This is a genomic window from Bacillus canaveralius (assembly GCF_002860125.1).
In the GTDB taxonomy this organism is placed as follows: Bacteria; Bacillota; Bacilli; order Bacillales; family Cytobacillaceae; genus Bacillus_BJ; species Bacillus_BJ canaveralius.
Window position 1 is genome coordinate 1 of record NZ_PGVA01000053.1, and the last position, 14508, is coordinate 14508.

Annotated in this window: 10 protein-coding genes; all 10 read left to right on the plus strand. The window is 41.0% G+C overall.

The features are described 5' to 3' along the window. The first annotated feature begins 382 nt into the window (after window positions 1-382). The 10 genes from CU635_RS18225 (at window position 383) to CU635_RS18265 (ending at window position 14414) form a co-directional block, all read left to right on the plus strand. Window positions 383-1384 (plus strand): LLM class flavin-dependent oxidoreductase, encoded by a 1002-nt coding sequence (locus CU635_RS18225; protein WP_101578811.1) that lies wholly within the window; start codon window positions 383-385, stop codon window positions 1382-1384. Window positions 1385-2056: 672 nt separating this feature from the next. Continuing rightward, complete coding sequence (locus tag CU635_RS18230) at window positions 2057-3760, plus strand: sigma-54 interaction domain-containing protein (protein WP_101578812.1); 1704 nt, start codon at window positions 2057-2059, stop codon at window positions 3758-3760. Between the two features lie 180 nt (window positions 3761-3940). Then, entirely contained in the window at window positions 3941-6013 is a 2073-nt protein-coding gene (locus CU635_RS18235; protein ID WP_101578835.1) for a hydantoinase/oxoprolinase family protein, read from the plus strand. Between the two features lie 3 nt (window positions 6014-6016). Further along, window positions 6017-7795 (plus strand): hydantoinase B/oxoprolinase family protein, encoded by a 1779-nt coding sequence (locus CU635_RS18240; protein WP_101578813.1) that lies wholly within the window; start codon window positions 6017-6019, stop codon window positions 7793-7795. Window positions 7796-7809: 14 nt separating this feature from the next. Continuing rightward, complete coding sequence (locus tag CU635_RS18245) at window positions 7810-9054, plus strand: hydantoinase/carbamoylase family amidase (protein WP_101578814.1); 1245 nt, start codon at window positions 7810-7812, stop codon at window positions 9052-9054. 298 nt (window positions 9055-9352) lie between these two features. Next, complete coding sequence (gene ncs1 / locus CU635_RS18250; RefSeq protein WP_180956637.1) at window positions 9353-10774, plus strand: NCS1 family nucleobase:cation symporter; 1422 nt, start codon at window positions 9353-9355, stop codon at window positions 10772-10774. A 63-nt stretch (window positions 10775-10837) separates the two neighbouring features. Beyond that, complete coding sequence (locus CU635_RS18255) at window positions 10838-11587, plus strand: aspartate/glutamate racemase family protein (RefSeq protein ID WP_101578816.1); 750 nt, start codon at window positions 10838-10840, stop codon at window positions 11585-11587. A gap of 177 nt (window positions 11588-11764) precedes the next feature. Continuing rightward, on the plus strand, window positions 11765-13105 hold the full coding sequence (locus CU635_RS18260) for an NCS1 family transporter (RefSeq protein ID WP_180956636.1): 1341 nt from the start codon (window positions 11765-11767) through the stop codon (window positions 13103-13105). 252 nt (window positions 13106-13357) lie between these two features. Beyond that, the gene (locus CU635_RS23935; protein WP_245917524.1) at window positions 13358-13702 is read left to right on the plus strand and encodes a M20/M25/M40 family metallo-hydrolase; all 345 of its coding nucleotides are present in this window, start codon (window positions 13358-13360) and stop codon (window positions 13700-13702) included. Further along, the gene (locus CU635_RS18265; protein WP_245917525.1) at window positions 13632-14414 is read left to right on the plus strand and encodes a M20/M25/M40 family metallo-hydrolase; all 783 of its coding nucleotides are present in this window, start codon (window positions 13632-13634) and stop codon (window positions 14412-14414) included. Before CU635_RS23935 ends, CU635_RS18265 begins: the two co-directional genes overlap by 71 nt. The last annotated feature ends 94 nt before the right edge of the window (window positions 14415-14508 follow it).

Sequence of the window (14508 nt, forward strand, 5' to 3'; positions counted from 1 at the left end):
CGAAAGTAAGTAGAAGGCCTTTGAGGTCTGGCCAGTAAGAGTAGTACATTTGGCGAACCATTCAGAGGCCCTTTAGGGTCTGGTCAGCAACAAAGGCTTTCAGCCGCAGAGAAAACCACCCGTTATCACGGGTGGTTTTTATTCAATCGTTTTGAAACGCTTATTAATCTCAGTATTTGTTGTAGATAATATGTTACGGCATAGACCTGCGTAGGGTTAGTATACTAAAGAACATAACAAAAGCTTAGCAAAGAAAAATCGTCGTCCCAATCAATCCAGCTTTTAACGATATGTTGCGTTCACCCAAGCATTTAAGTTTGTTTACATTATCCCAATTGTTAATATAGTAATGAATCTTCATCAAGAAAGGACAAATGCTAACATGGCAAATATAAAAATACCTGTTTCTGTCTTAAATCTAGCGCCCATACGCGAGGGGCAGAGTCCTAAACAAGCTATCGATGCGATGGTAGATCTTGCACAGGCTACCGAAAAAATGGGGTATAAACGATATTGGATCGCTGAGCATCATAACACTTCGACACTTGTCAGTTCAGCTACGTCCATTTTAATTAAGCATACGCTGGAGCATACCGATCACATACTTGTCGGGTCTGGTGGGATCATGCTCCCTAACCATTCCCCTTTAGTGGTGGCCGAACAATTCGGAACAATGGCAACAATTTATCCAAATCGGGTTGAACTGGGTCTCGGCAGGGCGCCTGGAACAGATATGCTGACCGCGAACGCCTTAAGACGATCACAAAAAGATTCTGTGTATACATTTCCTGAGGATGTCAATGCCTTGCTTACTTATTTTGGACCGGAAGAAAAGCAAGGCTATGTAAAGGCTCATCCTGGTGTTGGCACGAATGTTCCGATTTACATTCTCGGTTCTTCCACGGATTCAGCTTATTTAGCGGCAAGTTTAGGTTTGCCATATGTTTTTGCTTCCCACTTTGCACCAAGACATATGGAAGAAGCAATAAGGATTTATCGTGAACGGTTCCAGCCATCTGAGTATCTGGACAAACCGTATATGATGGTATGCTTGAATTTGATTGCCGCAGAAAGTGATGAAGAAGCTAAATTATTACAGACGACAACACACCAGTTTTTCCTTAATGTTGTGCGTGGTACGCAAACGCCGTTACAACCTCCTGTTGAAAATTTGGATGAGCTATGGAGCCCACAGGAAAAAGAAATGGCCACCTCTATGTCCAGTGTTACTCTGTTGGGAAGCAAGGATTCGATCCGAGAACAATTGATTGCTTTTCAAGAAAAATATAACGTGGATGAAATCATGGCGGTATCTTATATTTTTGATCCTGATAAACAAAAACGTTCGTATCAAATACTGAAAGAAGTGGTTGAGGGTAAGTAATACGATAATAAAAAGTTGGTCAGGAAACTTCATCCGGTATTCTTTTAATAAAAGATGCCGGATTTTTTTTGTTTTGATATATAAATTTGATTCGCAAAATCAGTTTATGACGAAAAATATATAATTTCATTGGGTTGGGTAAAGCTCTCCTAAAGAAAAGATAAGACAAAGTGGGCTTTGACGCAAACTTTATAGATTTTTCAATCATGGAAATGAATTAATTGAAAAAATGACAAAACATATTAGGGACGAATTTTGACCCAAAGTATAACCAATCTGGCGTAACATTTTTCGGATTAAAAGCAGAATTATAAAAATGTTAAACAGTAATAGATGATTTTGTTTTGAATTAAATGGAAAGTTAGATGGTGTAATTCCTCCGACACTCCTGCCGGATACCGATACATGCCCCAGTCAATTTCAGGTAGATTTCTAAAAATTTTAAACAACGACTTTCCACGATCAGAAATAACAAATGTCCGGTATAAAAGTATTTCCAAGAGAAAAGGTAAAAGATAGTTCTTAATTACTAAAACAAAGAGAAGCTTTTTCTTCATAAAAAGAATTAGCTTCTTTTTTCTCGAAAAAACTAGCGAAATATGTTTGTTGTATTTTTTGCAAGAAAAGTGTTAATATTCTTTAAATTAGCAAGTAGAAAAGGAGGGCGCCAATTTGCTTGATTTCTATGAAATAGGAGAAAATCTTCCGTTCGGTCTTTTATTAGTGAATGATAAAGGTAAGATCGTGTTCATAAACCATTTCTGTACTACAGTCTTGAAAATTAATCATGCCTCAAACAAACCGATACAGCATGTTCTGCCTGGAAGCAGCATAATGAAAGTCATAAAAGAAGGAGAGTTTGCCTTCAACACATATGAAGCCGAAGAACTGCACTATTTAATAGAAATCCCCATAAAACATGGAAAACTGGGATTAGTCTTATTTTTCCCTAACGATGTCTATCAAACTTTCTTAAATAAGTCTCCAAAGATCATTGAATTAAAGCAAGAGCTTGAAGCAATCATGAACTTAAGTGGTGAATTGGTTACGATTACGGATGCAGAGGGCATTGTGATGAGGGTTAATAATGCCTGTGAGCAGATAATGGGTGTAAAAGAACATGATTTTATTGGAAAGTCGGCTTTATTGTTAGAAAAAAATGGGGTTATCAACGTTTCATCCACGAAGACTGTTCTGGAGCAAAAACGAAAAATTACAATGAATCAAGTGACAAAATCCGGGAGGCGATTATTGGTACAAGCACACCCGATTTTTAATGATGATGGATCTTTAAATAAAATAGTCAACATTTCAAAGGATGTAACTGAAATTTCAATTCTTCAAAAAAAATTGGAAGAAGCAAAAAGCGTGCTCGATTATTACCAGCATGAACTTTCCATTGCCAAAAAGAAAGATCAAGAGATGGTTGTAAAATCTAAAGCGATGGAAGAGGTATACGAGCTTGCCTGCAGGATTGCCGATGTTGATGCTACGATTTTTTTGCAGGGGGAAACCGGTGTAGGCAAGGAAGTAATGGCTCGAACGATCCACAATTTAAGTAATCGAAAAGATGCACCTTTTGTAAAGGTGAATTGTGGGGCTATTCCGGAAAGTATTATGGAATCAGAATTATTTGGCTACGCAAAAGGTACATTTACTGGAGCCAATAAGGACGGAAAGAAAGGATTGGCACTGGCTGCACATAAAGGAACGTTGTTTTTGGATGAGATTGGCGAATTGCCGCTCAGTTTACAATCAAAGCTGCTTCAATTATTGCAGGAAAAACAGTTTACACCGCTTGGAGAAACAAAGCCTGTTCAAGTCGATGTCCGCTTTATTGCTGCGACAAACCGTGACCTTGAAGAAATGGTCAAAGAGGGAACCTTTCGTGAAGATTTATTTTACCGGCTGTTTGTCGTGCCGATTACAATTCCGCCTTTATCAGAACGAAAAGAAGACATCCCTTTTCTAATCAATCACTTTTTGGATATTTTCAGTCAAAAATATAATCAATACAAAATATTTAATAAAGAGGTAGTTCAGCTATTCATTGATTATGAATGGAACGGGAATGTTCGTGAGCTGCAAAACACAATTGAAAGACTGGTTCTAACCGTTCCGTTCCAGCAAATTGAGCTGGAACATTTGCCGGAGAAATTTAAAAATTCCGTTTCGCAGCCTCAAAGAATTATTGGAGATAAAATCAACTTAAAACACGAGGTCGAAGAATTTGAGAAACAAATTATTAAGCTGGCGATCGAAAATTCTGCAACTATGAAGGAAGCAAGCATGAAATTAGGGGTAGATGCTTCAACAATCAGCAGAAAAATTAAGAAATATAATATTAGCATTGCAAAGTTGCAATTTCTCGTGTGAGATTGCAACTTTCTTTATTTGTACCATTTTAATGAATTTTCTGAATTAATCGATCTTTTTGGGTTGCAGAATTACATGATGAAAAAATCGTCCTCGCCGAAAGCTTTTTATATCAAGGTTATTAATTTTGGCACGCTTCTTGCATTAGTAGGAATAACAACATTAAAAGGGGGAAAAAGTATGAAATTATTTGGAGTAGACGTTGGCGGTACATTTACCGATGTTATTTTTAACGATACCGAAAAAAGAATGACTGCCATTCATAAAGTTCCTACAACATCGGATGATCCTTCAAAGGGGGTCGTACAGGGAATATTAGAGCTTTGTGACCGATATGAAATCGACAAAGCAGGGATTGACCATGTATTTCATGGAACAACGATCGCCACCAATGCGATTCTGGAATATGACGGGGCCAAAACCGGGATGTTAACCACAAAAGGCTATCGCGACATTATACATATCGGCCGGCATCAGCGTCCACAGAACCATTCCATTATGCAGGATATTCCATGGCAGGCGAGGCCTCTTGTCCAACGGAGACATCGTTTATCAGTGACAGAGAGAATGGGCCCAATTAAAGACCAGGTGATTACAGGGCTTGAGGAAGAAGAGGTTCGTGGAGCGGTTGCAACCTTGAAAGAAAAGGGTGTTGAATCGATCATTGTTAATTTCCTGTTTTCCTATATCAATCCGAGCCATGAACAAAGAGTAAAAGAAATCATTGAGGAAGAATACCCGGAAGCTTTTGTAACGATCTCATCAGACGTCTCGCCGCAATTCCGCGAGTTTGAGCGTTTTACAACAGCTTCTATTAATGGATTTGTCGGACCGAAGGTAAAAAACTATATCCAAAACCTTGAACAGAGCTTGAAGGATTCAGGAGTTTCGGCTGAACTCCATATTATGAGCTCGAACGGTGGAGTGGCAACGCCAAAAACGGTTTCTGAAAAGCCGGTAAATACTTTGTTATCCGGTCCTGCTGCAGGAATTCTCGGTGGCGCCTGGGCGGGGGAACTGACGAACCGCGAAAAATTAATTACTTTTGATGTGGGTGGCACCAGTGCTGACATAGGGATCATTACTGGCAGTGGTTACAGTGAATCCTCTGCTCGTGATACTTGGATTGCTGGTTATCCTGTTATGGTGCCAATGATTGATATCCATACGATCGGAGCAGGAGGCGGCAGCATTGCACATATTGATGAAGGTGGCGCGTTCAAGGTTGGACCAAAGAGTGCGGGATCACGTCCGGGTCCGGCATGCTATGGCCACGGCGGTTTAAAGCCGACTGTAAGTGATGCCAACGTGGTACTTGGCAGAATTGATGAGTATAACTTCCTGGGTGGGGAAATGAAGATCTATTCAAATGCCGCCTACAAGGTCATTGATGAGTTAGCAGAACAATTAAGTTTAAGCAGAGAAAGAACCGCGGAAGGCATCCTGCAAATTATGAACAACAACATGGCGAATGCGATTCGTGAAAGAACGATTCAAAAAGGTGAGGATCCGCGGGAATTCTCATTAGTTGCTTTTGGCGGAGCGGGTCCTCTGCATGCAGTTGATGTCGCAAAGATCTTAAATATTCCGGAGGTTATTGTTCCGTTGTATCCAGGCATTAACTCAGCAACCGGACTATTAACGACAGATCTAAAGTATGACGTCATCAAAACTGAATTTATGTTAAGTACAAACATGGATTTTTCAGGATTGAATGAAGATGTCGAGGGTCTTGAAACACAATTGGTTGCTCAATTGAAGGAAGATGGCGTTGCAGAGAATGATATTCAGGTCATTCGGAGCGCTGATTGCCGTTATGCGGGCCAAGGCTATGAATTGCGAGTTGACCTGCCGGGTGGCCGGCTTGATGAAGTAACCATCCTTGAAGCGTTGAATAATTTTCACGAGAGCCACAAAGCAGAATACGGGCATAATTTCCTTGATAGTCCTATCGAGATAGTTAATATTCGTGTAACTGGAATGGGTGTTATGCCGAAAATTGAAAAACAAGTAATACACCATAACCATCAACTGGAAGATGCTTTGCTTAAAACGGGTGAAACTACTTTTAATATCGATGGAAACTTAGAAAAGGTTGAAACGAAGTTTTATCAGAGAGAGAAGATTCCTGCCGGAACAGAGTTTTTTGGACCATGCATTGTCCTCCAAAAGGATTCAACAACTGTCATTCCTCCTGATTGCACTGCTTATATCGAGGAATACGGAAATATGATTATCAAGGTAGGTGTATAAGCAATGACTCAAGTGAAGAGCAAAAAAATCGATCCGATTACCGTTCAAGTAGTCCTTGGAGCATTGGACAACGTTGCCGTTGAAATGGGACATAAGCTTGCGAGAATGGCTTACTCAAGTATTATTCGTGAATCAGAGGACTTTGGATGCGCACTTGTTGATATCAGAGGACAGCAGTTATGCGAATCCTCTCACAGCACTCCTTTGCAGTCAGGACCGATCCCGGGGTACGTAAAAGGGATTCGCCAAATCATGGAGGAACGCGATGATACTTTTTATCCCGGAGATGTAATCATGCATAATTCCCCATATCATGGGGCATCTCACGGACCGGACGTTGGTTTTTGTATACCTGTCTTCTATAAAGATGAACTTGTCGGTTTTTCTGTAACGACCGCACACCATTTAGATATAGGTGCTTCTACACCAGGAAGCTGCGGAATTGTAGATGCAGTTGACGCATATGCGGAAGGACTTCAATTTAAGTCCATTAAGGTATATGAAAAAGGAGTCAAAAACCGCTACATTTGGGATATGTTAAAGGATAATATCCGTGCTCCGAAGCTTGTAGTAGGCGATATGGAAGCACAAATTGCCGCTGCAAAAATCGGTGTTCAACGTTATGTGGAGATCATTGAGAAGTTCGGCTTGGATACGGTTATATCGGCAAGTGAAGAACTGATGAATTACTCGGAAAAAATGATGAGAGACGCCATAATGAAGCTTCCTGACGGGGAATATTCAGCAGAAGGCTTTCTTGATGGCTACCTCGATAGCAATGACCCGGCAAAGAAAGATTTAAAAATCGCTGTAACAGTTAAAGTCAGCGGTAGTGATATGACGGTTGACTTAACCGGTACGGATCCGCAAGTAACTGATAGGCCGGTTAATATGCCATTGATGGGAACAGTAGATATCGCGATCTACTTAACATTGCGTTCAATTCTATTAGACTCTACTATTTACGGCAGTTTTTCACAAAACTCAGGTTTGATCCGGCCGATAAATATTATTGCTCCGGAAGGTACACTTTGTAATCCTACCTTCCCGGCACCGACGATCGCCCGTTTTAATTCAGGTAACATCGTAGCGGATACGCTAATGAAAGCATTGGCACAAGTCGTGCCTCATCAGGTCAGTGCTGGGGTTGGCAACCTTCAGGTAGTGGCCTTTAGCGGTAAGAAAGACGACAACTATTGGGTTTATATGGACATCATGGAAGGCAGCTACGGCGGCCGTTTTGGAAAAGATGGCATGGATTCCGTCGATACATTGTACGCAAACACAAGAAATAATCCAATCGAGGACATTGAATCCCATTATCCTCTGCGTGTAGAGCGGTATGAACTGAAAGATAATGAATGTGCTCCAGGAAAATGGCGCGGGGGAATCGGTTCAATTCGTGAAATTAGTTTCCTAGATGATGGAAGTTTCTCTGTTGAAGCGGATGGCCATAAATTCGCGCCTTGGGGATTTGATGGCGGAAAAACAGGATCTGTGGGGAGCTTGTCCATTCAGGAAAGGGGTGCTTCGGAACCGATCAAGCTTCCTTCCAAGCTGCCAAATCGGGTCGTTAAAACTGGAGACAGAATTCAATTAGCCGGTCCCGGTGGAGGAGGATATGGGAATGCTTTCGAAAGAGATCCCGACAAAGTGCTTTCCGATTATTTAGATGGATTTATTTTAAAAGAAAAGGCTTTACAGGATTATGGAGTTGTTATTAATGATGGAGACGAAGTAGATTACGAGAGAACAACTGAGCGCAGAAACAGCAAAGGCTAAAAATGGAGGCAGTGATGAAAACAGTAGCAATCAGTGGGAAAAGGTTAAGCACACGTATAGAAAAATTAGGTGAAATAGGCAGGACGAAAGATCATGGTGTGCAGCGTCTTGCCCTATCTAAAGAAGATAGGCAGGCTACCATTCTGGTTTCTGAATGGATGGTGGAAGCAGGGATGACCGTTTCCCATGATCATTTTGGAAATTTAATTGGACGAAAGGAAGGAAGAAATCCGGATCTGAAGCCTGTCATGATCGGTTCCCATATTGATTCAGTCCGAAATGGCGGCAAGTTTGATGGCATTATCGGTGTGCTTGCCGGTATCGAAATTGTTCAAGCGATATCAGATGCCAGCCTGGCTCACGAGCATCCGATTGAGGTGGTTGCCTTTTGTGAAGAAGAAGGATCAAGGTTTCACGATGGTTTATTCGGAAGCAGGGGAATGATAGGGAAAGTAACCGAGGAGGATCTTCAAAAGGTTGATGACAATCAGGTCACAAGATATGAAGCATTAAAGGATTTCGGCTTCGGTGTTGACCCTGATCTTATCGGTGAATCGGTCCGCCAGGCTGGTGACATTAAACATTATTTTGAAATTCATATTGAACAGGGTCCTTTTTTGGATAGTAACAATTACCCTGTGGGTATTGTGAGCGGAATAGCGGGTCCATCATGGTTTAAGGTAAAGCTTACAGGAGAAGCTGGCCATGCCGGTACCGTGCCGATGAGCCTTCGAAAAGATCCAATGATCGGTGCCGCAGAAGTGATTAAAGAGGTAGAGGAGCTATGCATGGCAGATCCGAATGCTCCCACCGTAGGAACAATTGGGAGAATAGCTTCTTTTCCTGGAGGCAGCAATATCATTCCTGAGTCAGTTGAATTCACACTTGATATTCGTGATATTGAGCTGGAAAGAAGAAACCGGATCATAGAGAAAATTGTGGATAAGATCAAGCAAGTGAGCAAAAACAGGGGCTTGAATTATGAGATTGAAAGAAATGTAGATGTAGCGCCTGTCAAGTGCTCGGGAAACCTGGTAAAAAGTTTAAAGGAAGCAAGTGAGCAATTGGGAGTAGATGCACCTGTCATGGTAAGCGGGGCCGGACATGATGCCATGCTTTTAGCGGCGATCACAGAAATCGGAATGGTGTTTGTCCGCTGCCGCAATGGAATTAGCCATCAGCCGAAAGAATGGGCAGATACAGAAGATATTGTTCTTGGGACTAAGATTCTTTATGAAGCGGTTTTGAAGCATATTTAAATTAATTTTGTATGGCGGCCATAGATGGCTGCCATACACTGCATCATAATAAATCTGAAAATTTACTATTTTTAGAAAAATTTTAGGATTATCCAGTAAATAGGAGGTGATCTTCTTTCACACAAATAATATAAGTTTTAACTCCACTCCTTCAGCTATTAAATCTTCAAGAATCATGAAAACGACCTCATAGATATCTGAGCTGCCACTATACTCACAGCATTATACACATAATCTATTTATAAGGATGAGGAATGCGTTAATCGAAGTACTCAAAACCAAAAAGGGGGTAGCTTGCATGAATCAGGATAAGGAAAAAGGGATAAGCCTGAAAGGTAAGGATATTATGCCAACAGCGAACAGTGAAAGGAATATGTCCTCACTGGCGTACCTTGTTCTATGGATTGGTATAGCTGTACAGTTAGTAACACCAATTACGGCCGCTCAGCTTTATCCAGCCTTGTCACCTACAGAGATCATTGTCGCTTGTATCCTGGGAAATTTAATCGTAGCCGTTCTTTTAACTTTATTAGGAGATATCGGTGTAAAATACGGGATTCCTTATGCTGTCTACATTAGAGCTTGCTTTGGGTATCTTGGAGCTCATATTCCTGCAGTTGTCCGTGCAATCCCCGCGATATTTTGGTTTGGATTCCAAACGTGGATGGGTGCTTATGCCCTGAATGTCATTATGGAGATGCTGACGGGTTACTCGAACCTTACATTGCTGATTATTTTATTTGGTGCTGTCCAAATAATTAATACGGCAATGGGAATTGAAGCAATTACCAAGTTTGAATGGCTTGCTTCCCCAAGTATTTTAATAATTGGAGTCATCCTCCAGGTATTTATCATGAACCAGCATAATTTAACCTTCGGGGAAATCTTTGCACAAGGAGGAGAAGGCGGAATTTCAATGGGATATGCCGTCGTAGTCATGATGGGAACCTATATAACGATGGCCTTAAATGCTCCTGACTTCACCAGATTCCTGAAAACAAACAAGAATAAAAAAAATGAGAGTAATTGGTGGAAAGCGAATAATGGAAGCTTTTGGGCCCATACGATTGGTTTAGTAGGTTCAATGCTATTATTCACGATAATCGGCTTGACTAGTGGAGTTGCGACGGGAACTTGGAATCCTATCGATGCAATGGTTCAGACCATGGGCGCAGACAGCCCACTCCTATTAATCGTTTGCTTGGTATTTGTTATTTTAGCTCAATGGTCGACGAATATTAGTGCTAATTTATTACCTCCGGGATATATCATAGTAAACTTTTTCCCTCGTAAAATTACATTTGCGATGGGGTCCATTATTGCCGGAGTAATCGGCTTGCTTATCCAGCCCTGGAATTACGCAGACTTTGTTCCGCAAATTCTATTGATCATTACTGCAACCCTGGCACCGATCGTAGGGGTAATGTTTACTGATTATTATTTACTTAGAAAACGAAAATTGAATATAGAAGAGCTTTATAAAGTGGATGGACAGTATAAATACTGGAAAAACTTGAATCCAGCCGCAGTTATTGCCTATATACCTTCAGGTCTATCTGTTCTGTTGTTCCCTGATTATGGATTTGTTTCAGCCTTATTCATTTCGATGGTATTGTACTATACCTTGATGAAGTACTGGATCTGTAAGGTATATGTACAACCAGAAATAACAGATGCACAATTCAGCATTGAAGGACCAGAAGTTGAGCAGCAGGTCTAAATATTTTTGCCTATTGCAAGACGAAGGAATTAAGAAATTAACTATTTCAAGGAGGAATTTTAAATGAAGATTAAAGTTATCAATCCAAATACTACGCTGGAAATGACAAAAGGAATTGAACATGCCGCTAAAACTGCTGCGAGGCCTGATACGCAAATTATCGCTGTCAGTCCGGAAATGGGTCCGGTTTCCATCGAATCTTATTATGATGAGTATTTAAGTATTCCTGGAGTAATAGAAGAAATAAAAAAGGGAGAAGAAGAAGGTGTAGATGCGTTTGTTATCGCATGCTGGGGTGATCCGGGACTGCATGCTGCGCGAGAAGTAACGGATAAACCTGTTGTGGGCATTGCTGAGTCATCAGTATATTTAGCTTCTATGCTCGCAGCCAGATTTTCTGTAGTCACTGTTTTACCAAGAATCAAAACCATGCTGGAAGAACTTGTTGATTCTTACGGAGCGAGCAAAAAGATAGCAAACATTCGCACAACCCCCATGGGTGTTTTGGATTTTGAGAGAGATCCAGCAGCAGGAATGGAAATGCTGAGGCAGGAGGGCAAGAGAGCAGTTAAGGAAGATGATGCAGAAGCAATATTACTAGGCTGTGCAGGTATGGCCGAATTTGCGGATAGCCTCGAAAAAGAGCTGGGAGTTCCTGTGATCGATGGGGTTGTAGCAGGTGTGAAATTTGCAGAATCGATTGTAGATTTAGGAAAGAAAACAAGCAAACTAAAAACCTATAAATATCCCGAAAAGAAAGAATTTAAAGGGACTTTGGAAAACTTTGGACAGAGCCAGGCTTCAATAAAATAGCCCTGTAAACTTTGAGTAATGCTTAAAGGCAGGTTTAAAAAAGCAAGCCTGCCTTTAAATTATATTTCATTAATGTTTGTTAAGATGATACAAGTTTTTTCTAGGGAAGAGGAAAGTAAGATTGGAAAGTTAGGGACTATTTTTATAAAAATATTTAAGATAATGAGGAGATTAGATATGGCGAATACAACAGATATAACTAAAAGTTCAAAAAGGGAATCTTTAAGACCTGTTCCAAATGAGCATCGCCTCTTCGGATTGACAACCTATATCATGCTGTGGATTTCTTCCATGGTCGTAATTCAAATATTTATGATAGGGCAATCATATCTTCCTCCAGCTGGCCAGCTAAATCTTTTTCAAGCGGGCGTGGTCACTGGAATTGCCGCATTAATTACCGGTCTGTTATTTGTGATCAATTCGAAGCCCGGGATAGTTTACGGAATTCCATTTATAGTTCAAGCCCGTTCTTCCTTCGGTTTTAATGGTGCCAGAATTGCCTCATTAATAAGGGTGCTTCCTGCTGTCTTTTGGTATGGGATTGGGTCATGGATTGGGGCTTCCGCAATGGATTTCATAACACAAACCATTTGGGGGTGGGGGAATATATGGCTATACTTTATTCTGTTCCAGATCGTCCAAACCTACATTGCGTACTTTGGCATTAACTCAATAAAGTGGTTTGATGCGATCCTCTCAGTAGTTGTACTCGGTTTCTTAATTTACATCACAATACAGCTTATTAATGTCGGAGGGCTTAAAATTGCTGACAGCTGGAATACTAGCGGAACATGGGGAATGCCATTTTATGCTGCCATTACTGCTTCAGTGGGAGTACTAATAACAGCCGTCATCAACAATGGCGACCTGAGCAGATACCTGGAAAATAAACCGGGTTATAACTGGATTGGACACCTGGTTGGAGTGGTACCCATGTATGTGTGCATGCTCGTTATTGGAATTTTATCTGCAGCAGCAACTGGAATCTGGGACCCGGTCCAGGCACTCGTGTCCGTTATTCCCAATGCGGGAGTTGCCGTAGCGATGATGGTTTTTATCGTTGTTGCGCAGTTCACCAGTAATTTAACAATTAATATTAAACCGCCTGCACTCGTACTTATGGAAACATTTAATTTTACCTGGGGAGCATCCGTGATCATTGTGGGATTTTTGAGTATCGTCACCTTTCCATGGCTATTAATCTCGAGTTCCGCATTTAACACTTTTATCGCATTCTATTCAGCCTTTTTAGGACCGTTATTGGGGATATTATTAGCAGACTTTTATTTTGTTCACAAGCAAAAGCTTGAAGTAGAAGCCCTCTATGAAAATACTATTAAATATAACTGGCTCGGCTTAGGCTCCCTTGTAATCGGTGGCGTTTTTGGGGTTATATTCCTGCCGATCTCGTGGATGGTGGGATTGCCGATCAGCTTAGTCCTTTATTGGGCCGGGTATAAGTTTTTGCCTTATTATAAAGCTCAGAAGGCGATTAAAGGAGTGGATGTTCCTTATTAAAGGTTGAATAACATTTAACCTTAAAGATCTTGACCTAATTTTTTTATTCAAAAGATTAACTCCTTTGTAGAAGACTTGTTTGTTTAGGGAACAAAACAAGGTCAATTAACTTCTTCAATAGGAGTTTTTTTTCTTTCGTAAAGATTTTTTTAACATTAAAATTCCTTTTTCCCTATTGCAGCTTTCTTACAACAACAGCTTTGCGAACTGGGATTTGAGGATGTTTCCTTATTAGAGGTAGACGAAGATGATGTGAAAAAGGCTGGTATGATCAGTTTGGCGAATGTCCTTGGCAGCTCTGTATTTGGTGACGGGGAAGGAACAAACATCGTCTTAAATGCACACGGTGATGTAGTGCCCCCAGGGTTAGGCTGGAGTGTGGAGCCGTATGGAGGAGAGATTATTGACGGAAAGATGTATGGTCGGGGGGTGGCCGTTTCAAAATCGGATATTGCGGCTTATACATACGCCGTTCTAGCCTTAAAACAGGTAAAAATCAACCAACAATTGCATGGGAAAGTCGACCTTGCTTTCACTTTTGACGAAGAAACACGGAGAGCTAGGGCCGAAATGGCTGCTGGATCAAGGGGTTATTAAGCCTGACCAAGCGATATGTGCTGGTTTTACCTATTCAGCTGTTAATGCCCACAATGGATGCCTTCATTTTGAAATTAAAACAACCGGAAAATCCGCCCATGCCGCCCTTCCGCATACAGGAATCGATGCAATCGAGGCGACATCAAAGATTTTAAACGCTTTATATGAATACCGTCAGACTCTCACAGCAAAAAAATCAGCTGTACCTGGTATTGATTATCCAACCATAAATGTGGGACTCATTTCGGGAGGGATTAACACGAATGTCGTCCCGGATGTGTGCAAAATCAGGGTTGATCGAAGATTGATACCAGAAGAAAATGCAGAACAAGCTGAAGCAGAACTTAGAGAAATTGTGAATCAAGCTGTAGCGAATATCCGAGGAATAAAAATTGAAATACGGAAAATCCTCCATGCCGAAAGCTTCGGCCCTGTACCAGAAGATACACCAATAATTAGCGCGCTGGCTTCGAACTGGCAGTCGATTATGAAGGAGAAGGGTAAATTACCAATAAACGGAGTACCCATATATGTAGATGCCCGCCATTTTTTTGCAAAAGGGATACCCACCATCATGTTTGGTGTCGGACCAAAATTGTTAGAAGAGGCAAATGGGCACCGGGCAGATGAAAACATTCGTCTTGAAGATTTGTTGAATGCGACCAAAGTTATTGCCTGTACACTTTATGATTTACTGGCGGTTTCTTCTTAAGGGAGAAAGTTCGTTATTTTAAGAAAGTAGACTTATAGATAGCCAAACCGTGAAAAAAAGGGGCGACACTGTAGAAATTGGTTGTAAAGCATTA